This is a genomic window from Pseudomonas sp. BYT-1 (genome assembly GCF_023611805.1).
GTDB classification, from domain to species: Bacteria; Pseudomonadota; Gammaproteobacteria; order Pseudomonadales; family Pseudomonadaceae; genus Aquipseudomonas; species Aquipseudomonas guariconensis.
This window is the reverse complement of sequence record NZ_CP072559.1, coordinates 970969-993391: the sequence shown is the minus strand read 5'-3', so window position 1 is coordinate 993391 and position 22423 is coordinate 970969. Positions and strand designations below refer to the sequence as shown.

At 62.5% G+C, this 22423-nt stretch carries 26 protein-coding genes and 1 tRNA gene; 3 read left to right on the top strand and 24 right to left on the bottom strand.

Annotation, left to right across the window (positions count from 1 at the left end):
- The 14 genes from J5X93_RS04530 to trmJ all read right to left on the bottom strand — a co-directional run bounded on the left by J5X93_RS04530 (window position 1) and on the right by trmJ (window position 10772).
- The gene (locus J5X93_RS04530) at window positions 1-1041 is read right to left on the bottom strand and encodes a RodZ domain-containing protein (protein ID WP_090345284.1); all 1041 of its coding nucleotides are present in this window, start codon (window positions 1039-1041) and stop codon (window positions 1-3) included.
- On the bottom strand, window positions 1038-1799 hold the full coding sequence (gene pilW, locus J5X93_RS04525) for a type IV pilus biogenesis/stability protein PilW (protein WP_090345282.1): 762 nt from the start codon (window positions 1797-1799) through the stop codon (window positions 1038-1040). Before pilW ends, J5X93_RS04530 begins: the two co-directional genes overlap by 4 nt.
- A gap of 12 nt (window positions 1800-1811) precedes the next feature.
- The gene (gene rlmN, locus J5X93_RS04520) at window positions 1812-2957 is read right to left on the bottom strand and encodes a dual-specificity RNA methyltransferase RlmN (RefSeq protein ID WP_043208097.1); all 1146 of its coding nucleotides are present in this window, start codon (window positions 2955-2957) and stop codon (window positions 1812-1814) included.
- A gap of 24 nt (window positions 2958-2981) precedes the next feature.
- Entirely contained in the window at window positions 2982-3413 is a 432-nt protein-coding gene (gene ndk, locus J5X93_RS04515) for a nucleoside-diphosphate kinase (protein ID WP_023382208.1), read from the bottom strand.
- 89 nt (window positions 3414-3502) lie between these two features.
- The gene (gene iscX, locus J5X93_RS04510; protein WP_023382209.1) at window positions 3503-3703 is read right to left on the bottom strand and encodes a Fe-S cluster assembly protein IscX; all 201 of its coding nucleotides are present in this window, start codon (window positions 3701-3703) and stop codon (window positions 3503-3505) included.
- A 9-nt stretch (window positions 3704-3712) separates the two neighbouring features.
- A complete protein-coding gene (fdx, locus tag J5X93_RS04505; protein ID WP_043208095.1) occupies window positions 3713-4054 on the bottom strand; it encodes an ISC system 2Fe-2S type ferredoxin in 342 nt (113 codons plus the stop codon).
- A 3-nt stretch (window positions 4055-4057) separates the two neighbouring features.
- Window positions 4058-5920, bottom strand: a complete 1863-nt coding sequence (hscA, locus tag J5X93_RS04500) for a Fe-S protein assembly chaperone HscA (RefSeq protein ID WP_043208093.1) — start codon at window positions 5918-5920, stop codon at window positions 4058-4060.
- Between the two features lie 43 nt (window positions 5921-5963).
- Entirely contained in the window at window positions 5964-6485 is a 522-nt protein-coding gene (hscB, locus tag J5X93_RS04495; RefSeq protein WP_043208091.1) for a co-chaperone HscB, read from the bottom strand.
- Between the two features lie 8 nt (window positions 6486-6493).
- Window positions 6494-6817, bottom strand: a complete 324-nt coding sequence (gene iscA, locus J5X93_RS04490; RefSeq protein ID WP_043208089.1) for an iron-sulfur cluster assembly protein IscA — start codon at window positions 6815-6817, stop codon at window positions 6494-6496.
- 42 nt (window positions 6818-6859) lie between these two features.
- Window positions 6860-7246, bottom strand: coding sequence for a Fe-S cluster assembly scaffold IscU (gene iscU, locus J5X93_RS04485; RefSeq protein ID WP_043208088.1), 387 nt, complete (start codon window positions 7244-7246; stop codon window positions 6860-6862).
- A 46-nt stretch (window positions 7247-7292) separates the two neighbouring features.
- On the bottom strand, window positions 7293-8507 hold the full coding sequence (locus J5X93_RS04480; RefSeq protein ID WP_043208086.1) for an IscS subfamily cysteine desulfurase: 1215 nt from the start codon (window positions 8505-8507) through the stop codon (window positions 7293-7295).
- 42 nt (window positions 8508-8549) lie between these two features.
- Window positions 8550-9041, bottom strand: a complete 492-nt coding sequence (gene iscR, locus J5X93_RS04475) for a Fe-S cluster assembly transcriptional regulator IscR (RefSeq protein WP_043208084.1) — start codon at window positions 9039-9041, stop codon at window positions 8550-8552.
- A 168-nt stretch (window positions 9042-9209) separates the two neighbouring features.
- Complete coding sequence (gene cysE, locus J5X93_RS04470; RefSeq protein ID WP_043208082.1) at window positions 9210-9995, bottom strand: serine O-acetyltransferase; 786 nt, start codon at window positions 9993-9995, stop codon at window positions 9210-9212.
- A gap of 6 nt (window positions 9996-10001) precedes the next feature.
- Window positions 10002-10772: a tRNA (cytosine(32)/uridine(32)-2'-O)-methyltransferase TrmJ gene (gene trmJ, locus J5X93_RS04465; protein WP_250034480.1), complete on the bottom strand. Its 771-nt coding sequence runs from the start codon at window positions 10770-10772 to the stop codon at window positions 10002-10004.
- Between the two features lie 150 nt (window positions 10773-10922).
- On the opposite strand from trmJ, the gene suhB reads away from it, so the two are divergent.
- Entirely contained in the window at window positions 10923-11741 is an 819-nt protein-coding gene (gene suhB, locus J5X93_RS04460; RefSeq protein ID WP_043208077.1) for a type III secretion system regulator SuhB, read from the top strand.
- Window positions 11742-11886: 145 nt separating this feature from the next.
- Here suhB and J5X93_RS04455 read toward each other — a convergent pair whose 3' ends face one another.
- The 6 genes from J5X93_RS04455 to queA form a co-directional block, all read right to left on the bottom strand.
- Complete coding sequence (locus J5X93_RS04455; protein WP_043208074.1) at window positions 11887-12435, bottom strand: glycine zipper 2TM domain-containing protein; 549 nt, start codon at window positions 12433-12435, stop codon at window positions 11887-11889.
- A gap of 120 nt (window positions 12436-12555) precedes the next feature.
- Window positions 12556-13464, bottom strand: coding sequence for a protein translocase subunit SecF (gene secF / locus J5X93_RS04450; RefSeq protein ID WP_043208072.1), 909 nt, complete (start codon window positions 13462-13464; stop codon window positions 12556-12558).
- Between the two features lie 10 nt (window positions 13465-13474).
- The gene (secD, locus tag J5X93_RS04445; protein ID WP_043208070.1) at window positions 13475-15337 is read right to left on the bottom strand and encodes a protein translocase subunit SecD; all 1863 of its coding nucleotides are present in this window, start codon (window positions 15335-15337) and stop codon (window positions 13475-13477) included.
- A 63-nt stretch (window positions 15338-15400) separates the two neighbouring features.
- Entirely contained in the window at window positions 15401-15736 is a 336-nt protein-coding gene (gene yajC, locus J5X93_RS04440; RefSeq protein WP_023382222.1) for a preprotein translocase subunit YajC, read from the bottom strand.
- 43 nt (window positions 15737-15779) lie between these two features.
- Entirely contained in the window at window positions 15780-16895 is a 1116-nt protein-coding gene (tgt, locus tag J5X93_RS04435; protein WP_167358102.1) for a tRNA guanosine(34) transglycosylase Tgt, read from the bottom strand.
- A gap of 14 nt (window positions 16896-16909) precedes the next feature.
- Window positions 16910-17959, bottom strand: a complete 1050-nt coding sequence (gene queA / locus J5X93_RS04430) for a tRNA preQ1(34) S-adenosylmethionine ribosyltransferase-isomerase QueA (RefSeq protein ID WP_102081237.1) — start codon at window positions 17957-17959, stop codon at window positions 16910-16912.
- Window positions 17960-18067: 108 nt separating this feature from the next.
- On the opposite strand from queA, the gene J5X93_RS04425 reads away from it, so the two are divergent.
- Together J5X93_RS04425 and J5X93_RS04420 are read left to right on the top strand one after the other, a co-directional pair.
- Window positions 18068-18152, top strand: a tRNA-Leu gene (locus J5X93_RS04425).
- A 410-nt stretch (window positions 18153-18562) separates the two neighbouring features.
- Complete coding sequence (locus tag J5X93_RS04420; protein WP_043208062.1) at window positions 18563-19042, top strand: GNAT family N-acetyltransferase; 480 nt, start codon at window positions 18563-18565, stop codon at window positions 19040-19042.
- Between the two features lie 47 nt (window positions 19043-19089).
- Here the strand turns inward: J5X93_RS04420 and phnE are convergent, their stop codons facing one another.
- Genes phnE through J5X93_RS04400 form a run of 4 tightly spaced genes read right to left on the bottom strand, consistent with a single transcriptional unit; the run spans window position 19090 to window position 22320 of the window.
- A complete protein-coding gene (gene phnE / locus J5X93_RS04415; protein ID WP_043208061.1) occupies window positions 19090-19857 on the bottom strand; it encodes a phosphonate ABC transporter, permease protein PhnE in 768 nt (255 codons plus the stop codon).
- Window positions 19854-20681 (bottom strand): PhnE/PtxC family ABC transporter permease, encoded by an 828-nt coding sequence (locus tag J5X93_RS04410; RefSeq protein WP_043208058.1) that lies wholly within the window; start codon window positions 20679-20681, stop codon window positions 19854-19856. The genes phnE and J5X93_RS04410 overlap by 4 nt, the downstream gene beginning before the upstream one ends.
- The gene (locus tag J5X93_RS04405) at window positions 20675-21469 is read right to left on the bottom strand and encodes a phosphonate ABC transporter ATP-binding protein (protein WP_043208056.1); all 795 of its coding nucleotides are present in this window, start codon (window positions 21467-21469) and stop codon (window positions 20675-20677) included. Before J5X93_RS04405 ends, J5X93_RS04410 begins: the two co-directional genes overlap by 7 nt.
- Entirely contained in the window at window positions 21466-22320 is an 855-nt protein-coding gene (locus J5X93_RS04400) for a putative selenate ABC transporter substrate-binding protein (protein ID WP_182941732.1), read from the bottom strand. Before J5X93_RS04400 ends, J5X93_RS04405 begins: the two co-directional genes overlap by 4 nt.
- Between the last annotated feature and the right edge of the window lie 103 nt (window positions 22321-22423).

Below are 22423 nucleotides of genomic sequence, written 5' to 3'. Positions count from 1 at the left end.
TTACTGTCCCAACTTCAGGCGAGCGGTCTCGCCACTGGTGAACGGAGCTACGTCGACCGGCTGGCCGTTGTAACTGACCTGGGCGCCACGGGCAAAGCCCAGGCGTACCGAGAACGGTGGTTTGCCGCTCAGGTCGAGGCTGTCGCCCTTGCGTTTGATGGCGCTGAACAGCACCTTGCCGTTGCCGTCGGTGACCTGGGTCCAGCAATCGGCGGTGAACTGGATTTGAACCTTGGCGCTGCCCACCGGCGCTTCGGACGGGGTCGTAGCGGCCGTGAGCGGTGCATTGGTAGGAGCGGCCGGTGCCGACGGAGCTGCGGCGGGCAGCACGGGCGCAGCAGCAGGTGCCACAGGCGCGTTGGCGGCTGGGGCTGCGGCTGGGGCCTGAGGCGCTGGCGTGACTGCAGGGGTTTCGGTCGTGCTTGCCGGCGCTTCGCTGCTGATGACCGCCTCAGGCGTAGAGCCCTCGGTGGCCTGCTCAAGCGGCAGCGGTGAGGCTTCCGGTTGCTGGCCTTCGGTGACAGCTTGGTCTTCCGGCTCGTCCAGCGGGTGGATCTGGGTGGTGCCGTCGGCGCTTTCGACCTCGACATGCTCCAGGGCGATCTTGGCCAGGTCCTTGCCGCGCAGGCTGCTCTGGTCCTGCCACCAGAAGAAGCCACCACCGACTACGACCACCAGCAACAGCAGGCTGACGCCGCGCAGGATGTTGTGCGACAGACGCACCGGCTCTTCGATCCGGCCCAGGGAATGGACCTCGCTGCCCTTGGCATGAGTGCCGGTGTAGTGATCGAATGCCTCGACCAGAGGCGCCTGGTCCATGCCCATCAGCTTGGCATAGGCACGGATGTATCCGCGGGCGAAGGTGTGCCCCGGCAGCTTGTCGAAGGCGCCGTTTTCAAGGTTGTTCAACGAACTTACCGTGAGGTTGAGCTTGCGGGCCACCTCGGCTTGCGACCATTCCCGATTCTCGCGGGCCTGGCGCAAGACCTCACCGGGATTCTGGCGAGTCGCTGCTGCTACTTCGGGGTGCGCGGCTTTCATCGTTGCTCCGACAGGTATTGCTGATATTCCGGCGTACCGGGATAAAGTCGTTGTAATTGCTGGCCCAGTTCGGCCACCGTGCCAGGCTCGTCGAATGCCTGGGCAAGGCGGCTACCCAGCAACAGGCTACGGGCGCTCGGGTCGTTCAGCTGGCTGAAACGATCGTAGTAGTCCCGGGCCGGCACATAATGCCTGTTTTCATAGGACAACTCAGCCATTTCGAGCAACGCCTTCGGTTGCTGCGGATTGAGTTGCAGGGCTTTGACCAGATACTCATGCGCCCGGTCCCGACGCTCGAGCTTCAGGGCGACCAGGCCAAGATTCTCGTAGATTCGCGAGCGCTCAGGATACAGGGTATCGGCGGCGGCTTGGCGAAACATCTGCTCGGCCTTGGCAAATTGCCCCTGAGCATAAAGGAAACTGCCGTAGTTGTTGCGAATACGCGTGTCCCCCGGGCGCGCTGCCAGGGCCTTACGGAAATGCGCTTCGGCCAGCTCTGGCTCGCCTTCGGCCTGGAACACCAGCGCCAGCGCGGCGTGGGCATCGGCATCGCCGCCGTTGAGTGCCAAGGCTCGCACCAATGGAGCCTTGGCCTGCCCGGTCAAACCTTGTTGCAAATAACCCAGGCCCAATTGCACGTAGGCCCGCCCGGCCTCTTCGCGCCCTTGGCGACTGGCCAGAGGGTCACCTGCGCCACCAGACACGCAGCCGGCCAGCAGCGAAAGCGACAGGATCGACAGCGCGGCGCGCAAGGTCATGGGCGGGTACCGTCAGTGGCGCGGGGCGTTGTCTTGGCGCTCTGCATCGGCGCTCAACTGGCGCACGGCGATGTAGCGCTCGCTGCGACGGGTGCGATCCATGACCTGGCCGACCAGTTGACCACAGGCGGCATCGATGTCTTCGCCGCGGGTAGTGCGGGTGGTGACATTGAAGCCACCGTGGTGCAGCAGATCCTGGAAGCGGCGGATGGCATTGTTGCTCGGCCGCTCGTAGCCCGAATGCGGGAACGGGTTGAACGGGATCAGGTTGATCTTGCACGGCACATCGCGCAGCAGCTCGATCATCTGGGCGGCATGCTCGGGCTGGTCGTTGACGTCCTTGAGCAGGGTGTACTCGATGGTGAGCACACGCTTGCCGCCCAGGGTCGACATGTAGCCCATGCACGATTCGAGCAGCATCTTCAGCGGGTACTTCTTGTTGATCGGTACCAGTTGGTTGCGCAGTTCGTCATTGGGCGCGTGCAGCGACAGGGCCAGGGACACATCGATGTGCTTGGCCAGCTCGTCGATCATCGGCACCACGCCCGAGGTGGAAAGCGTGACGCGGCGCTTGGAAATGCCATAGCCCAGATCATCCATCATGATCTTCATGGCGGCGATGACATTGTCGAAATTCAAAAGCGGTTCGCCCATGCCCATCATGACCACGTTGGTAATGGCGCGGTCGATCTTGGCCGGGACGGTCCCGAAGGATTTGTTGGCAAGCCACACCTGGCCGATCACTTCGGCGGCAGTGAGGTTGCTGTTGAAGCCTTGCTTGCCGGTGGAGCAGAAACTGCAATCCAGCGCGCAGCCGGCTTGGGACGAAACGCAGAGGGTGCCGCGATCGTCGGTGGGAATGTAGACGGTCTCGACGCAGCTGCCGGAGGCAACGCGGACCACCCACTTGCGGGTACCGTCGGCGGAAATGTCTTCGCTGACCACTTCCGGAGCCCGAATCTCGGCAACGGCCTCGAGCTTTTCGCGCAAGGCCTTGCCGACATTGGTCATGGCAGCGAAATCATCGACGCCAAAGTGGTGAATCCATTTCATGACCTGACCGGCACGAAAACGCTTCTCTCCGATGGACTCGAAGAATTTTTCCATTTCCTGCAGGGTCAGGCCCAACAGGTTGATCTTGCCAGTCATGTCACTCATGGAATCACCCAAGACCTGCTTCGCTTAGCGAATGCGGTCGCACAGCTCGGTAGCGGAGAAGAAGTAAGCGATTTCGCGGGCAGCCGAAGCTTCCGAGTCGGAACCGTGGACAGCGTTCTCGTCGATGGAAACGGCGAAGTCGGCGCGGATGGTGCCGGCAGCAGCTTCTTTCGGGTTGGTAGCGCCCATCAGCTCACGGTTGGCCAGAACGGCGTTTTCGCCTTCCAGAACCTGAACGATGACTGGACCAGAGGTCATGAAGGCAACCAGATCAGCGAAGAAACCGCGCTCTTTGTGCTCAGCGTAGAAGCCTTCGGCTTCGGCTTTGGACAGTTGCTTCATCTTCGAAGCGACGACGCGCAGGCCGGCTTTCTCGAAACGAGTGGTGATTTCGCCGATGACGTTCTTGGCGACGGCGTCAGGCTTGATGATGGAGAAAGTACGTTGAACAGCCATGGATAACTCCAGAAAATTGAGTGTTGCGAAAAATTAAACCCGCGAATTATACGCGGGTTCCAGGGGATTGCCTAACCTGCAGGTAACGCTCAGTCGGCTTCTTCGATCCAGGCCGCCTGGATGGCCTCGAGCACCTTCTCACCGCCGCGTGACGGATCGTCGCTGAACTCTGGCAAAGCCAGCACCCAGCGGTGCAGATCGACGAAATTCACATAACGAGGATCGACGTCCGGCTTGCTTTCCGCAAGCTGGATGGCGATCTCAAGTACATCAATCCATTTCAGGCTCATGCTGAAACCTCAGTGCGGCGCTTCGGCGGCGTGGTTGAGCGAATACTTGGGAATCTCGATGGTCAGGTCTTCTTCCCCGACGATCACCTGACAGGCCAGACGCGATTGCGCCTCCAGACCCCAGGCCTTGTCCAGCATATCCTCTTCCAGCTCATCGGCTTCCTCCAGCGAGTCGAAACCCTCGCGGACGATGCAATGACAGGTGGTGCAGGCACAAACGCCACCGCAGGCGCTCTCCATTTCGATGTGGTGCTCGTGAGCCAACTCCAGGATATTGGTGCCTGGCTCCACCTCCACCACCAGCCCATCCGGGCAGAACTTCTCGTGCGGCAGGAAAATCACCTGGGGCATCGGTTACTCCTCGATCTCATTCAGGTTGCGCCCGGCCAGTGCGGCTTTGACCGTCGAATCAAGGCGACGGGCGGCAAATGCATCGGTCACCTGCGACAGACGCTTGGTCTGCTGCTCGATGGCCGCGCCATCGGTGCCGCTGAGCAAATCACGCAATTCTTGCATCTGGTACTCGATCGCTTCGCGCTCGTCGCTGCTGAGCAGTCGATCGCCATCGGCATCCAAGGCGCCCTGCACCGCTTCGAGCAGGCGTTCAGCGTCGACCTGATGCTCGCGCAACTGGCGCGCCTGCTTGTCGGAACCGGCATGCTCGAAGGAATCCTTGAGCATGCGGGCGATTTCGCCGTCGGTCAGCCCATAAGACGGCTTGACCTGGATACTGGACTCAACGCCCGAACCCAGCTCACGGGCCGAGACGCTGAGCAGGCCATCGGCATCCACCTGGAAGGTGACGCGGATCTTCGCCGCGCCCGCCACCATGGCCGGGATGCCGCGCAGCTCGAAGCGCGCCAGCGAACGGCAATCGCTGATCAGCTCGCGCTCGCCCTGCAGGACGTGGATCATCATGGCCGACTGGCCATCCTTGTAGGTGGTGAACTCCTGCGCGCGAGCCACCGGAATGGTCGTGTTGCGCGGGATCACCTTCTCCATCAGCCCGCCCATGGTTTCCAGGCCCAGGGACAGCGGGATGACGTCCAGCAAGAGCAGTTCGCCGCCTTCACGACGGTTGCCGGCCAGCGTATCGGCCTGGATGGCAGCACCGATGGCAACCACTTGGTCCGGATCGATCGAAGTCAGCGGAGTACGGCCGAACAAGCCACCCACCGCCTCGCGAACGCGAGGTACGCGGGTCGATCCACCGACCATCACCACCGCACCGACCTCCTCGAGCTCAACGCCACTGTCGCGCACGGCGCGGCGGCAGGCCTTGAGGCTACGGGCAATGAGCGGTTCGATCAGCGCTTCGAAACCGGCACGGCTCAACTCTCCGTGCCAGTCGCCATGACGCACGCTGACGACATCGGCGTCGGTCAGGGCTTCTTTGGCAGCACAGGCAGCCTGCAACAGCTGGCGCTGGGCAGACGGGTCAAGGTCGGACGAAAGACCGGCCTGTTCGATGATCCAGCCGGCGATGGCATGGTCGAAATCGTCGCCACCCAAGGCCGTGTCGCCGCCAGTGGCGAGGACTTCGAAGACACCACCGGTCAGGCGCAGGATGGAAATATCGAAGGTGCCACCACCCAGGTCATAGATCGCCACCAGCCCTTCGGCGTTCTGGTCCAGGCCATAGGCCACGGCAGCTGCGGTAGGCTCGTTGAGCAGGCGCAAGACATTAAGACCGGCCAGGCGCGCAGCGTCCTTGGTGGCTTGGCGCTGGGCATCGTCGAAATAGGCCGGAACGGTGATCACAGCCCCCACCAGCTCACCACCGAGGGTCTGCTCGGCGCGCTGGCGCAATACCTTGAGAATGTCTGCAGACACTTCCACCGGGCTCTTGGGCCCCTGGACAGTGTCGATGAACGGCATATGCGACTCGCCGCCGACGAAGCGGTACGGCAGTTGCTCACCCAATTGCTTGACGTCGGCCAAGCCACGCCCCATCAGGCGCTTGACCGAAAGAATGGTGTTGAGCGGGTCGCTTGAAGCGGCTTCGCGCGCAGCCAGGCCGACTTCGCTGCGGCCGTCGAGGTAGCGCACCGCGGACGGCAAAATGACGTTGCCCTGCTCATCGGGCAGGGGTTCGCTGCGACCACTGCGCACGGCAGCGACCAAGGAGTTGGTGGTGCCCAGGTCAATCCCCACCGCCAGGCGACGCTGGTGAGGCTGAGGGCTTTGACCGGGTTCGGCGATCTGCAGTAGGGCCATGCTTATCTGAGTACCTTAGGCGTCGTCACGGGCAACGCCGGAGTTAATCGTCGAGGCGCTCTTCGAGTTGGCGCACTTCCTGGGCGAGCTTGTCGAGGAACTGCATGCGGCGCATCAGGCGCTCGGCCCTGTCACGCTCGCCAGCCACGTCCCAGCAGGCGGCGAAGTCCTCGTTCAACGTCTCCTGTGCGACCTTAAGGCGCTTCTTGAACACCGCCACACCTTCCAGATCGGCTTCGTCCTGCAGCTCTTCGAGCTCTTCGCGCCACTGCATCTGTTGCAGGAGGAAGTCCGGGTCGTGCACGGTGACTTCCTGGGGCACTTCATGGCCACTGATGGCCAGCAGGTAACGGGCACGGCGCGGTGCGCTGCGCAGAGTCTGGTAGGCGTCGTTCAGTGCCGCCGATTTTTCCAGCGCCACGCGCTGCTCACGCTCGGAGGCATCGGCGAAACGGTCCGGATGGACCTCACGGGCCAGCTCGCGATAGCGATTGGCCAGTTTATCGAGGTCCAGACGGAAACCAGGCTGGAGGTCAAACAGAGCGAAATGGCAAGGAGTACCCACGTCAAGCCTCAGACATTGAAGCTTTCGCCGCAGCCACACTCACCGCGCACGTTGGGGTTGTTGAACTTGAAGCCTTCGTTCAACCCTTCCTTGACGAAGTCCAGCTCGGTGCCATCGAGGTACACCAGGCTCTTCGGGTCGATGATGACCTTCACGCCATGGTTCTCGAACACTTGGTCTTCGGCGGCCAGCTCATCAACGAACTCCAGGACGTAAGCCAGGCCCGAGCAGCCGGTGGTGCGCACGCCCAGGCGGATGCCTTCGCCCTTGCCGCGCCCTTCGAGGGAACGCCGCACGTGGTTGGCGGCGGCTTCTGTCATGCTGATAGCCATCGGAACTCTTTCCTCAACGTCAGTGGCCTTGCGACAGGCGACTTAGAGCAAGCCTTTCTTCTGCTTGTAATCGCGCACGGCCGCCTTGATGGCGTCCTCGGCAAGTACCGAACAGTGGATCTTCACCGGCGGCAACGCCAGTTCTTCGGCCAGCTGGGTGTTCTTGATGGTCTCGGCTTCGTCCAGAGTCTTGCCCTTCATCCACTCAGTGGCCAGGGAGCTGGAGGCGATGGCCGAGCCACAACCGTAGGTCTTGAACTTGGCGTCTTCGATGACGCCTTGCTCGTTGACCTTGATCTGCAGGCGCATGACGTCGCCGCAAGCCGGCGCGCCGACCATGCCGGTACCGACATCCGGATCATCGGCGTTCATCTTGCCGACGTTGCGTGGGTTTTCGTAGTGGTCGATGACCTTTTCACTGTATGCCATGGTGCAATTCCTTCCTCATCAGGGAGCCGCTCTTGCTGGCGACTGCTTAGTGGGCGGCCCACTCGATCTTGGAGATGTCAACGCCGTCTTTGTACATGTCCCACAGCGGCGACAGCTCACGCAGTTTGTTCACGGCCTCGCAGACTTTCTGCGCGGCGTAGTCGACTTCTTCCTCGGTGGTGAAGCGGCCGAAGGAGAAGCGGATCGAGCTGTGCGCCAGTTCGTCGTTGCGCCCCAGGGCGCGCAGCACATAGGACGGCTCGAGCGAAGCGGAGGTACAGGCCGAACCGGACGATACGGCGATGTCCTTGAGCGACATCAGCAGCGATTCGCCTTCAACGTAGTTGAAGCTCAGGTTCAGGTTGTGCGGCACGCGGGCAGTGCGGCTGCCGTTGACGTACAGCTCTTCGAGGTTGGATACCTGCTCGAAGAAGCGGTCGCTCAGGGCCTTGATGCGCGCGTTCTCGGCGGCCATTTCCTGCTTGGCGATGGCGAAGGCCTCGCCCATGCCGACAATCTGGTGGGTCGGCAGGGTGCCTGAACGCATGCCGCGCTCATGACCACCACCATGGATGATGGCTTCCAGGCGTACACGTGGTTTGCGGCTGACGTACAGCGCGCCGATGCCCTTCGGACCATAGACCTTGTGCGCCGAGAACGACATCAGGTCGACCTTGAGCTTCTGCAGGTCGATCTCGACCTTGCCGGCCGACTGCGCGGCGTCGACATGGAACAGCACACCACGCGAGCGGGTCAGCTCACCGATGGCGGCGATGTCGTTGATCGAGCCGACTTCGTTGTTCACGTGCATCAGCGAGACCAGGATGGTGTCTTCGCGCAGTGCAGCCTCGACCATGGCCGGGGTGACGATGCCGTCTTCACCCGGCTCCAGGTAGGTGACTTCGAAACCTTCACGCTCGAGCTGGCGAGCGGTATCCAGGACCGCTTTGTGCTCGATCTTGGAGGTGATGATGTGCTTGCCCTTGGTCTGATAGAAGTGCGCCACGCCTTTGAGGGCGAGGTTGTCGGACTCGGTGGCACCGCTGGTCCAGACGATCTCGCGCGGGTCGGCGTTGATCAGCTCGGCGACTTGGCGACGGCCGTTCTCGACCGCTTCCTCGGCTTTCCAGCCGAAGACGTGGGAGCGCGAGGCCGGATTACCGAAGTTCCCGTCGACCAGCAGGCAGTCGGCCATCTTCTGGGCGACACGGGGATCGACCGGAGTGGTCGCGGAGTAATCGAGGTAGATCGGCAACTTCATTGAGTATCTCCTATCAGGCGGTGGCGTCGCTCGTCGCTGCTATCAGTCGACGGCGGACGTCTCAATCTTGTCCAGCTGGGCGGTACGGCCCGCGACGCGTCGCAGGTCCTGGCGGTGGGCGACTTCCTGCACCTCGCGGCGCATGACGAGGTCGGCCAGGCTGATACCGCTAAGGAATTCATGGATCTGCTGGCTGAGGTCGCACCACAGGTGATGGGTCAGACAGGTGTCACCGGCGTGACAGTCCCCCAGGCCCTGGCAACGGGTGGCATCGACCGATTCGTTGACCGCATCGATGACCTGGGCCACCTGGATGGTTTCCATGCCCCGCGACAGCTGGTAGCCGCCACCCGGGCCGCGCACGCTGGAAACCAGGCTGCTGCGGCGCAACTTGGCGAACAGCTGCTCCAGATAAGAGAGGGAAATGCCCTGGCGCTCGGAAATGTCGGCCAAAGACACCGGCCCATGCTGCGCGTGCAACGCCAGATCGAGCATGGCGGTCACGGCATATCGGCCTTTGGTAGTCAGTCGCATGGCTAATGGGTACCACGGGAGTTACAGGATGTGAGCGAGTATGCGATTCCCGAGCATTTAAGTCAACTATTAGACCTACTGCTTTAGTCGGGTTTGCATCAGGGAGGCGGGCGCGAGTTTAACAGACCAGGGGCGCGAGCACACGCCCCGTGTATCATGGCGCCGTAATCAATGCGGCTGAGTGTCGCTCTGTGCGGCTTGCTTGACTTCGACGAAGTCTTCCTCGGGCAGCGCAGGCAGCTCCTTGCCGCAATAATCGCTACCGAGTTTGGTCAGCGCCCCGCACATACCTTCCAGCCGCTCGTCGACCGCTTGCAGATGATCGAGCATCTGACCGATCGCACGGGCAACTGGGTCAGGCATATCGCCACTGACGCCGTAGGCATCGAAACCGATTTTTTCAGCCATGGCCTTGCGCTTGGCTTCGACCTCGGTGTCCTCGGTCTTGACTATGATACGCCCCGGAATGCCGACCGCTGTGGCACCCGCAGGCACTGCCTTGGTGACCACGGCGTTGGAGCCTATCTTGGCCCCGGCCCCGACGGTGAACGGACCAAGCACCTTGGCGCCCGCCCCCACCACCACGCCATTCTCGAGGGTCGGATGGCGCTTACCCTTGTTCCAGCTGGTGCCGCCGAGGGTCACGCCCTGGTAGAGGGTGACGTCGTCGCCAATTTCGGCGGTTTCGCCGATGACGATGCCCATGCCATGATCGATGAAGAAGCGCCGTCCGATGGTCGCTCCCGGATGGATCTCGATGCCGGTGAGCCAGCGACCGAAGTTCGACACCAGGCGCGCCAGCCACTTGAAGTCACGAATCCACAAGGCGTGGCCCAGACGGTGCAGCCAGATTGCATGCATGCCCGGGTAGCAGGTCAGCACCTCGAAGGCGTTGCGCGCCGCCGGGTCCCGATGGAATACGCTCTGGATATCTTCACGCAGACGCTCGAACATCTCTTTCTAGTCCTTCCGTTTATGCGGCTCGCCCCGGGCGACTTTCTGGGTCTCGGTGAGAATGCCGCGCAAAATGCTCATTTCCGAACGATTGACCGAGCTGCGCCCATAGAGCCTGCGCAGTCGCGGCATCAGGTGCTTGGGCTTTTCAGGGTCGAGGAAGCCGATCTCCACCAGAGTCTTCTCCAGGTGTTCGTAGAACAGCTCCATTTCGTCCATGGTCGCCAGCTCACCGCTACGCAGCGAGTTGGCTTCGAACTTCTCGACTTTGGTTGGCGAACCTTCGGCCGCCAGCCAAGCCATGCGCACCTCGTAGGCGAGCACCTGGACCGCGGCGGCAAGGTTCAGCGAACTGAAGTCGGGGTTCGAGGGAATGTGCACGTGGAAGTGACATCGCTGCAGTTCTTCGTTGGTCAGACCGGCGTGCTCACGACCGAACACCAGGGCGATTTCCTCACCAGCCCCCGCCTGCTCGACGGTCTTTACACCGCATTCGCGGGGGTCGAGCAAGGGCCAGGGAATGCTGCGATCGCGGGCACTGGTGCCGATCGCCAGACTGCAGCCGACCAGCGCCGCTTCCAGGCTGTCGACCACTTGGGCGTTTTCCAGCACGTCATCGGCGCCGGATGCGCGGGCGGTGGCGTCCACCGAAGGGAAATCCAGTGGCTGGACCAGCACCAGGCGCGACAAGCCCATGTTTTTCATGGCTCGCGCAGCGCCGCCGATATTGCCGGGGTGGCTGGTATTGACCAGAACAACACGAATATTTTGCAGCAAGGTGTAGAGCTCACAGAGACAGGAAAAGGGGGAGTCGATCTTACAGAACCGACAGACGTAACGCCATGAAAGCAAATGCCACCCTTCTGCCGGAACAGTTTTCTGATAGAATGTGCGGCTTTCTTCTTTAACATCCCAGGTGAAACGCCCATGCAGCCTATGCTGAATATCGCGCTGCGCGCCGCTCGCAGCGCCAGTGAACTGATTTTCCGCTCCATCGAACGCCTGGATAGCCTCAAGGTCGACGAGAAAGACGCCAAGGATTACGTCTCCGAAGTCGATCGCGCCGCCGAGCAGACCATCGTCAACGCCCTGCGCAAGGCCTACCCGAACCACTCCATCCAGGGTGAAGAGACCGGCCTGCACGCCGGCTCCGGCGAGGAAGGCAAGGACTACCTGTGGATCATCGACCCACTGGACGGTACCACCAACTTCCTGCGTGGCGTTCCTCACTTCGCCGTCAGCATCGCCTGCAAGTACCGTGGCCGCCTTGAGCACGCCGTCATCGTCGATCCGGTTCGCCAGGAAGAATTCACCGCCAGCCGGGGTCGCGGCGCGCAACTCAACGGCCGTCGTCTGCGCGTCAGCTCGCGCACCAGCCTGGAAGGCGCCCTGCTGGGTACCGGCTTCCCGTTCCGCGACAACCAGATGGCCGATCTGGACAACTATCTGGGTATGTTCCGCGCCCTGACTGGCCAGACCGCCGGCATCCGTCGGGCCGGCTCCGCGAGCCTGGACCTGGCCTATGTTGCTGCCGGCCGTTTCGACGCCTTCTGGGAGTCGGGCCTGTCCGAGTGGGACATGGCCGCTGGTGTACTGCTGATCCAGGAAGCTGGTGGACTGGTGAGCGACTTCAATGGCGGCCACGACTTCCTCGACAAAGGCCACATCGTCGCCGGCAACATCAAGTGCTTCAAGGCCGTGCTGACTGCCATCCAGCCACACCTGCCCGAGCACATGAAACGCTAAGCGCCGATTGCCGCATAAAAAAAGCACCCCTCGGGGTGCTTTTTTTATGGTTCAGAGAAAGACCACAAGCGCTGTGCAAGCCTAGAACCTGTGGGAGCGCGGGCTCACCCGCGAAGCGGCCAGCACCAGAGTGCCGGCGTGAGCGTCATTGTCCTGCCTGGTTTTCGCTAAGGACCAGGTTGCCGTTCTTGTCCAGCGGGATGGTCGAACCCGGCTCGTGGTTCATTTTCACCCGCCCGACCTTGTCTCCAATGGAGTAGGTCACGTTGTAGCCGACCACTTTCTCACTCAGGTCATTGACGGTGTTGCAGCGGGTTTGCGTGGTGGTATAGGTGTCACGCTCCTGCATGCCCTCCTGCACCTTGTTTCCCGCATAGCCGCCACCGACCGCACCGGCCACGGTCGCGATTTTCTTGCCGGTGCCGCCACCGATCTGGTTACCCAGCAGGCCACCTGCGATTGCTCCGACCACGGTACCGGCGATCTGGTGCTGGTCCTTGACCGGCGCCTGACGCGTGACCGCGACGTCCCGGCAGACCTGACGCGGCGTCTTGATGGTTTCCTTGATGGGCTGCACGTCCGTGACCTGGGCGTACTCCGGCCCCTTGTTCACCAAGCTGTAGGTCGCCACAGCACCTCCGGCGGTAACACCGACAGCACCCAGAACCGCACCCACCAGCATTGATTTATTCACGTGAACCTCCTGATCGCACCTGCGGGCTCGCGCCCGCCTTCTCCCAGCCTTGGAGCAAAAAAAAAGGCGCGAGTTCAATACTCGCGCCTCTCTTTACGCCAAATGGCGTAGGAAACAACCTTACGGACGGTCGTCCACACCGTCAGTCTTGGCGGGCGGAATCAGGTCTTCACTGCTCAGATTCAGCCAGATCAGCACCACGTTGGCGATGTAGATCGACGAGTAGGTACCCGCCATGACACCGATGAACAGCGCCAGGGAGAAGCCGAACAGGTTGTCACCACCGAAGAACAGCAGCGCAGCGATAGCCAGCAAGGTCGACACCGAGGTGGCGATGGTACGCAGCAGGGTCTGGGTGGTCGAAACGTTGATGTTCTCGATCAGCGAGGCCTTGCGCATGACGCGGAAGTTTTCACGTACCCGGTCGAAGACGACGATGGTGTCGTTGAGCGAGTAACCAATGATCGCCAGGACCGCCGCCAGCACCGTCAGGTCGAAGGTGATCTGGAAGAACGACAGGATACCCAGCGTCACCACCACGTCGTGGATCAGCGAGACGATTGCACCAACGGCGAACTTCCACTGGAAGCGGAATGCCAGGTAGACCAGGATGCCCCCCAGCGCCAGGAGCATGCCCAGGCCACCCTGGTCACGCAGCTCCTCGCCCACCTGAGGGCCGACGAACTCGACACGCTTGACGGTTGCCGGATTGTCGCCACCTGCCTTCTGCAGGGCTTCGGCCACCTTATTACCCAATTGCGGGTCGTCACCAGGCATACGCACCAGCAGGTCGGTGGTGGCGCCGAAGCTCTGCACGACAGCCTCGTGGAAGCCGGAGTCGACCAGCTCGGCACGGACCGCCTTGAGGTCCGCAGGACGCTCATAGGTCAGCTCGATCAGCGTACCGCCGGTGAAGTCCAGGCCGAAGTTCAGGCCCTTTTGCCACCAGCTGAACAACGCCAGGACAGTCAGGAGCGCAGTGATGGCGAACGCGACGTTGCGTACGCCCATGAAGTTGATGGTTTTCATGTCAGCTCCCTCAAACCCACAGCTTCTTGATGTCACGCCCGCCACAAGTCAGGTTGACCAGTGCACGGGTCATCATGACGGCGGTGAACATCGAGGTGAAAATCCCGAGGGACATGGTGACGGCGAAGCCTTTAACCGGACCGGTACCCATGGCGAACAGGATGCCGCCGACCAGCAGCGTGGTCAGGTTGGCATCGACGATCGCCGAGTAGGCACGGTTGAAGCCTTCGTGAATGGCGCGCTGAACCGACATGCCCGCCGCGATCTCTTCACGGATACGCGAGAAGATCAGCACGTTGGCGTCCACCGCCATACCCATGGTCAGTACGATACCGGCGATACCCGGCAGGGTCAGGGTAGCGCCCAGCAGCGACATCAGCGCCAACAGCAATACCATGTTGCCCGCCAGGGCGATGGTCGCCAGCACGCCGAAGGCACGGTAGATGGCGATGATGAACAGCGAGACGAACAGCATGCCCCACAGGGACGCATCAATACCCTTGGTGATGTTGTCGGCACCCAGGCTCGGGCCGATGGTGCGCTCTTCGGCAAAGTACATCGGCGCCGCCAGGCCACCAGCGCGCAGCAGCAGGGCCAGCTCGGACGATTCGCCCTGGCCGTTCAGGCCGGTGATACGGAACTGGCTGCCCAGCGGCGACTGGATGGTCGCCAGGCTGATGATCTTCTTCTCTTCCTTGAAGGTCTGGACCGCGACGTCTTTCTCGACACCGTTGACCATCTGCTTCTCGTAGCGGGTCATCGGCTTCTGCTCGATGAAGATCACCGCCATGCTGCGCCCGACGTTGGTACGGGTAGCGCGGCTCATCAGCTCGCCGCCGTGACCATCGAGACGGATGTTCACCTGCGGACGGCCATGCTCATCGAAGCTGGCCTGGGCGTCGGTCACCTGGTCGCCTGTGATGATCAGGCCACGCTCGACTGCAGCGGAACGGCCACCTTCGCGGAACTCGAAGACCTCGGTGGTAGCCTTGGACGCGCCCGGCTCGGCGCCGAAGCGAAACTCCAGGTTGGCGGTCTTGCCCAGGATACGCTTGGCCTCGGCGGTGTCCTGCACGCCTGGCAGCTCGACCACGATACGGTTGGCACCCTGGCGCTGAACCAGCGGCTCGGCGACGCCCAGCTCGTTGACCCGGTTACGGACGGTGGTCAGGTTCTGCTTGATCGAGTATTCGCGAATCTCGGCGACTTTGGCCGGGGTCAGCGCCAGACGCAGCACGGCGAGCTCGTTGCGCTCGGTGGTGGTCAGGTCGAAGTCATTGAAATTCTTGCGGACCAGGCTGCGAGCCTGTTCGCGGGTGGCATCGTCGGCAAAGCCCAGCATGATCGCGCCGTCCTGCTGGGGCAGGCTGCGATAGCGGATGCGCTCTTTGCGCAGCAAGGTCTTGACCTCGCCTTCGTAGACTTTCATACGGGCGCTCATGGCCTTGTCCATGTCCACTTCCAGCAGGAAGTGCACACCACCGGACAGGTCCAGGCCCAGTTTCATCGGGCTGGCGCCGAGGTTGCGCAGCCATTGCGGGGTGGTCTGGGCCAGGTTCAGGGCCACGACGTAATCATCGCCCAGTGCCTTGCGTACCACATCCTTGGCTGGGAGCTGGTCTTCCTGGTTGGTCAGGCGCACCAGCGCACTGCCCTTCTCACCCAGGCTGCCGCCCTTGACGGCGATACCGGCATCGGTCAGCGCCTTGGTGGCGCGATCCAAATCGGCCTGGCTCACATGCAGCGCGGAGCTCGCACCGCTGATCTGCACCGCCGGGTCATCCGGGTAGAGGTTGGGAGCGGAATAAATAAAGCCGATCGCCAGTACCACCAGGATCAGCAGGTATTTCCACAGAGGGTATTTGTTCAGCATCACGCCGCCCGTTCAAGACGCGGGGCGCGTTGCGCGCCCCGACTGGAAAAGATAACCGGTAACTCAGATAGCCTTGAGCGTACCTTTTGGCAGGGTCGCGGCAACGGCGCCCTTCTGGAACTTCAGCTCGACGTTGTCGGACACTTCCAGTACCACGAAGTCATCGGAGACTTTGACGATCTTGCCGGCGATACCGCCGTTGGTGACAACTTCGTCACCTTTTTGCAAGTTGCTCAGCAGGTTCTTCTGCTCCTTGGCACGCTTGGCCTGTGGGCGCCAGATCATCAGATAGAAGATGACCAGGAAACCGACCAGGAAGATCCATTCAAAACCGGTACCGGCAGGGCCGGCGGCAGGGGCTGCTGCGTCCGCGTAGGCGGCGGGAATCAAGAAGCTCATTGGGCACTCCTAATGGATATTTTCTAATAATGGATGCGAACAGTCAGTCCAAAGGCGGCACAGGCAGCCCGCGCTTGGCATAGAAGGCGTCGACAAAGGCGGCCAATTTACCTTGTTGAATAGCCTCGCGTAAACCGGCCATCAAGCGCTGGTAATGGCGCAAGTTGTGGATGGTATTCAGCATGCTGCTCAACATTTCGCCGCATTTATCCAGATGATGAAGATACGCGCGCGAGAAGTTGGTGCAGGTGTAGCAATCACAGGTCGGATCGAGCGGCGAATCATCATGACGATGGAACGCGTTACGGATCTTGATCACCCCGGTATCGACGAACAGATGGCCGTTGCGCGCATTGCGCGTCGGCATCACGCAGTCGAACATGTCGACGCCGCGGCGCACACCCTCTACAAGATCCTCCGGCTTGCCTACCCCCATAAGGTAACGAGGTTTGTCAGCCGGCATCTGGCCTGGCAGGTAGTCCAGCACCTTGATCATCTCGTGCTTGGGCTCGCCCACCGACAGACCGCCAATGGCCAGGCCGTCAAAACCGATGTTTTCGAGCGCTTCGAGCGAGCGCATGCGCAGGTCTTGATACATACCGCCCTGAACGATACCGAACAGCGCCGCTGTGTTGTCGGCGTGAGCATTCTTCGAGCGCTGGGCCCAGCGCAGCGACAGCTCCATGGAGGTGCGCGCCACGTCGTGCTCGGCCGGGTATGGCGTGCATTCGTCGAAGATCATCACGATGTCCGAGCCCAGGTCACGCTGGACCTGCATGGACTCCTCGGGGCCCATGAACACCTTGGAGCCATCAACCGGCGAGGCGAAGGTCACGCCCTCTTCTTTGATTTTGCGCATAGCGCCGAGGCTGAACACCTGGAAACCACCGGAGTCGGTGAGAATCGGGCCTTTCCACTGCATGAAATCGTGCAGGCTGCCGTGCTTCTTGATCACCTCGGTGCCTGGACGCAGCCACAGGTGGAAGGTGTTGCCCAGGATGATCTCGGCGCCGATCGCTTCGATGTCGCGTGGCAGCATGCCCTTGACCGTGCCATAGGTACCCACCGGCATGAACGCCGGAGTCTCTACCGTGCCACGGGGGAAAGTCAGACGGCCGCGACGGGCCTTGCCGTCGGTGGCCAGCAGTTCGAACGACATTCGACAGGTGCGACTCATGCTTGATCCTCGGGGCCGCGTGGCGCCGGATTGCGGGTGATGAACATGGCATCACCGTAACTGAAGAAGCGGTACCCCTGTTCGACCGCCGCCGCGTAGGCAGCCATGGTCTCGGGGTAGCCGGCGAAGGCCGAGACCAGCATCAGCAGCGTGGACTCCGGCAGGTGGAAGTTGGTGACCAAGGCATCGACCACATGGAACGGCCGACCCGGGTAGATGAAGATATCGGTGTCGCCGCTGAAAGCCTTCAACTGGCCATCACGGGCGGCGCTCTCCAGCGAGCGCACGCTGGTGGTACCCACGGCAATTACCCGGCCACCTCGGGCGCGACAGGCCTGGACAGCGTCCACCACCTCCTGGCTGACCTCCAGCCACTCCTTGTGCATGTGGTGGTCTTCGATCTTGTCCACGCGCACCGGCTGGAAGGTACCGGCGCCCACATGCAAGGTGACGAAGGCACGTTCCACGCCCTTGGCGGCGATCCTTTCCAGCAGGGCCTCATCGAAATGCAGGCCTGCGGTCGGCGCCGCCACGGCGCCCGCACGCTCGGCATAGACCGTCTGGTAGCGCTCGCGGTCGGCACCTTCGTCCGGACGATCGATGTATGGCGGCAACGGCATGTGCCCGACACGGTCCAGCAGCGGCAGCACCTCCTCGGTGAAGCGCAGCTCGAACAGCGTCTCGTGGCGCGCCACCATCTCGGCCTGGCCACCGCCATCGATGAGGATTTGCGTGCCCGGCTTGGGCGCCTTGCTGGCACGCACATGGGCCAGCACCCGGTAGCTGTCCAGCACGCGCTCGACCAGCACTTCCAGCTTGCCACCGGAGGCCTTCTGGCCGAACAACCGCGCCGGGATGACCCGGGTATTGTTGAAGATCATCAGGTCGCCGGGGCGCAGGTATTCCAGCAAGTCGGTGAATTGCCGGTGCGCCAGCTCCCCGCTCGGCCCATCTAGGACCAGCAGACGGCTGCCATGGCGCTCGGCCAGGGGATGACGGGCGATCAGGGAATCGGGGAGTTCGAAGGAAAAATCGGCGACGCGCATGATGGTGTTCGGTTCGACAGGGTCGGAAAGTTTAGCCCAACGAACGAAAATTGACCATGAAACCCGATTGACCGACCCACGGCGGCTCTCTATACTGCGCCCCCACAAGCCCTGATGGCGGAATTGGTAGACGCGGCGGATTCAAAATCCGTTTTCGAAAGGAGTGGGAGTTCGAGTCTCCCTCGGGGCACCAAAATCCGGAAAAAACCGACCTTATGGTCGGTTTTTTTGTGCCTGGGATTTGGCCTGCATGGCGTTGACTTTTTCGCGGTAAACCCGTTCCCACAGCGTACGCGCCATTCTGGCTGACCACGCTACACGCAGGCATGCCTCGATCCTGCCGCTGGATCAGGCCTCGGCGATGCTGGCGTGTGTAGGGCGGATGACCTTGTTTCCAGCGACCGGCGGGGAGCGACCTGGAGCGGGCTGCGCACCTGCTGTCAAGGGCGGCAGCGTCCGTAGCCATGTCATCGGGGCCGCGTCGCGACTCTTTGGGGGACAAGCACTGACTAGAGAATGAGAGTCGAACGGCAGCCCGACTTGCCCGTCGATCGGCAACGCCATCAGTATGTAAATCGAAGCCCCCCCTCGAAGGCATACCCCATGAAGCTGTCACACCGCCCCGTACGCCACGACGACATCGCCGCTATCTGCTGCTTCCCTCAAGGCCCGGACGAGCTCTTCTACATGTTCCCGAAGGCCACCTACCCGCTCACGCCCGACCAACTGAGCGATGCCATCGCCCAGCGCAGCGGATCGACGGTGATCGAAGGCGATGGCGTGGTGCTGGGCTTTGCCAATTTCTACAAGGCCGAGCACGGTGGCGTGTGCGCCCTGGGCAACGTGGTAGTGGCCCCTGCCGCGCGAGGCCACGGCGTGGCCCGTTATCTGGTGCAATGCATGATCGACCAGGCGCGGGAGCGATTCGCGGCACGGGAGGTGTGGGTATCGTGCTTCAACCACAACACGGCGGGTTTGCTGCTTTATCCACAGCTGGGCTTCGTGCCGTTTGGCATCGAAGAGCGCCAGGCGCCGGATGGCAGCCGAGTGGCATTGGTGCAGATGAGGCAGGTGCTCGCTTGACCCTCGCTTCCCCGGCCCTTTCCTAGTGAGCGCAGCCCACCAAGGGCTCAGGCGCGCACGTACCGCTGGCGCAGCACGTCGCTGAAGGCATCCACCAGCAACACCAGCACCAGCATGCCGATGATCACGGTGCTGGCCTGGGCCTCCTGGAACAGGCTCAGGGTGGTGTAGAGCATCTGTCCCAATCCGCCGGCACCGACGAAGCCCAGCACGCTGGCCATGCGGATGTTGTTCTCCCAGCGGTAAAGGCTGTAGGCAAGCAGTTGCGGCCAGAGGTTGGGCAAGGTGCCGAAGCAGAACGCCGCAGCCTGGCTGCCACCTTGCAGGCGGATGGCGGCAGCAGGCTCGGCGGGGGCGTTTTCCAGGGCCTCGGCGAACAGGCGGCCCAATACGCCTGCAGTATGCAGGGCCAAAGCCAGGGTGCCGGCGTTGGGGCCTAGGCCCGCAGCGAGCACGGTCAAAGCGGCCCAGACGAGCTCAGGGATTGCACGCAAGGCATTGAGCAGCAACCGCGCAGCGCCCTGCAGCGGCCAGCCGAAGCGGCCGGCGGCCGGCAGCGCCAGCAACAGGCCGAGTACCATTGCCAGCAGGGTTCCAAGCCCAGACATGGCCAGGGTCTCCAGTGCGCCCTTGCCTACGGCTCGCAGGTGCTCGGTGGACAGGTCCGGGCTCAGGAATCGGCGTGCATATTCGCCCATCTGCGCCAGCCCGCCGTTGCCGACCACCGACGCCATGTCCAGCTCGAGGTAGCTGAACGACGCCACCACAGCGGCGAGAATCGCGACGACGATCAGCAGGTTGATCACCCGGTTCATGCCAGCCTCCCCCGCAGCACCCGGCTGAGCAGATCGGCCAGCACCACCAGCACCAGGAACGCCAGCAGCATGCTCGCGACCTCGGCCCCGGCGAACATGCGCATGGACAAGTCGATCTGCTGCCCCAGGCCGCCCGCACCGACAAAGCCCATCACCACCGAGGCCCGCACCGCACACTCCCAGCGATACACGGTGTAGGACACCACCTCCGCGGCAGCGCCGGGCAAGATGCCGTAGAAGAACGCCATCAACCGCCCGCTTCCGGCCTGCAACAGCGCATGGGCCGGGCGCTGGTCGACCGATTCGAAGATTTCCGCGTAGACCTTGCCGAGCATGCCGGCGTAGGTGATGGCAATCGCCAGCACGCCAGCCGTAGGCCCAAGGCCAACGGCGCGCACGAACAATAAAGCCCAGACGATCTCCGGCACGCTGCGCAAAAATACCAGCAAACCGCGCACCGGCATGCGCAGCAGCCGCGACCACAGCCCCGGGCGACCACCGCGTGAGGCGGCCCTCAGCGACAGGGCGCGACTGGCCAAAAGGCTGGTCGGCACCGCGAGCAGCAATGCCAAGGCCATGCCAGCAGTGGCCACGGCCAGTGTCTGCAAGGTGGCTTCGAAGAGCAGCGAGAGAAAGTCGCCATCGTGCGCCGGTGGCCAGAAAGCGCTGACGAAGCTGCCCATCTGCTGACGGTTTTCCGCCTGCAGCAGCACACCAGGGTTCAGCTCGCTCAAGCGCAGCCCAGGCCACAGCAACGCCAGAGCGAGCAAGGTCAGCAACAGCCGGGGCAATGCCGCAGGGTCGCGTGTGTCGGCCTTCAGCATCGCGGGATCTGTACCGTCAGGGTCGGCCCAGGGGTGGGCGGCGAGGCCAGCTGTTCGTTGGCATAAAGCGCATCAAGCAGGCTCTCGGTCACCGCCTGGGCAGGGCAGTCGAATGCGACCTGACCTTCGCGGATCCCGATCACTCGGGGAAAGTGCGCCAGTGCCAGATCGACTGCGTGCAGGCTGGCCACCAAGGTCACGCCGTTGTCCTGGGCATGACGATTGAGCAGAGCCAGGCTGTGGTCGGCGAGCACCGGGTCCATGGCCGAAACCGGCTCATCGGCCAGCAACACTTCAGGCCGCTGATACAACGCTCGGGCAATGCCGACTCGCTGCAACTGACCGCCGGACAACTGCCCACACTGAACGAACAGTTTGTCCGCCAGTCCCAGCTCGGCCAACGCCTGACGAGCCCCAGGCACATCGCTCGGGTAGATCAGGTTGAGCAGGCCACGCAGGATGCCCCACTGCCCCAGGCGCCCGGCCAGCACCGCCGTGACCACACGCTGGCGCGGTGGCAACGGCGGCGCCTGGTGCACCAGGCCCACCCGCGCGCGCAGGCGCTGGCGGGCTCTGGCAGACAGCGCCCAAGGTTGCTGGCCGAGCAGCTCCAGGCGCCCGGCACTGGGCTGGACCGCCGTCGCCATCAGGTGCAGCAGGCTCGATTTGCCGGCCCCGGAAGGGCCGATGATCGCCACCCGCTCACCTTTGTCGATGCGCAGGCTCACCGCATCGAGGGCGCGAACCTGGCCATGGCGCAGGCTGGCGCCGTGCAGATGAATAGTCACTTGAGCAGACCGGCCTCACGGGCAGCTTGCTCGGTGCCTACGTAGTTTTCAGGCTTGGTTTCGATGAAGCGGCTGGCGGCCTGCAGGTCGAGGATCGCCTTGTGCTCCGGGTTGGCTGGGTCCAGCGCCAGGAAAGCGGCCTTGATCTTCTGCTTCAGGGCCGGGTCCAGGTTGCCGCGCACGGTCCAGTTGTAGTCGTAGTAGGTCGGAGTGGTGGCAAAGACCTTGACCTTGTTGGTGTCGACCTTGCCGGCATCGACCAGCTTCTGCCAGACACTGGCGTTGAGCACGCCGCCATCGACCTTGCCAGCCTGGACCCAGGCCACGGTGGCATCGTGGGCGCCGGAGTAGGCAACGCGGCTGAAGTAGCTCTCAGGCTTGATGTTGTCTTCCTTGAGCATGAAGTAACGCGGCATCAGGCTGCCGGAAGTCGAGGAAATCGAACCGAAGGCGAACGATTTGCCCTTGAGGTCGGCCAGGCTCTTCACGTCCGGGTTGGCGGTGATGAACTTGGAGGTGAACTGGGCATCCTGCTCGCGCTGCACCAGTGGCGTGGCGGTCGGGTCCTTCAAGTGCACTTGGACGAAGGTGAAGCCGCCCAGCCAGGCCATGTCCAGGCGATTGGAGGCCAGCGACTCGACCACCGCCGGGTAATCGGCCACCGGTACGAACTTCACGTCCATGCCCAACTGCTTGGAAAGGTATTCACCCAGCGGCTTGAACTTGCGCAGCAGTTCGGTCGGCGCTTCGTCCGGGATGGCGCTTACCCTCAGGGTGTCAGCAGCCTGGGCAATGACGGCACAGCAAGACAGCACGAGACCGGCGGCGACCGCCAGGGGACGTTTGAGCATGGGATTCTCCGGTTCAATAGCGGGGAAAGGGTAACTGCAACTGCAAGCTACAAGAGAAAGCGAACCGCGTACTTCGCTGACTATCCCAAGTACTTGCCTCTTG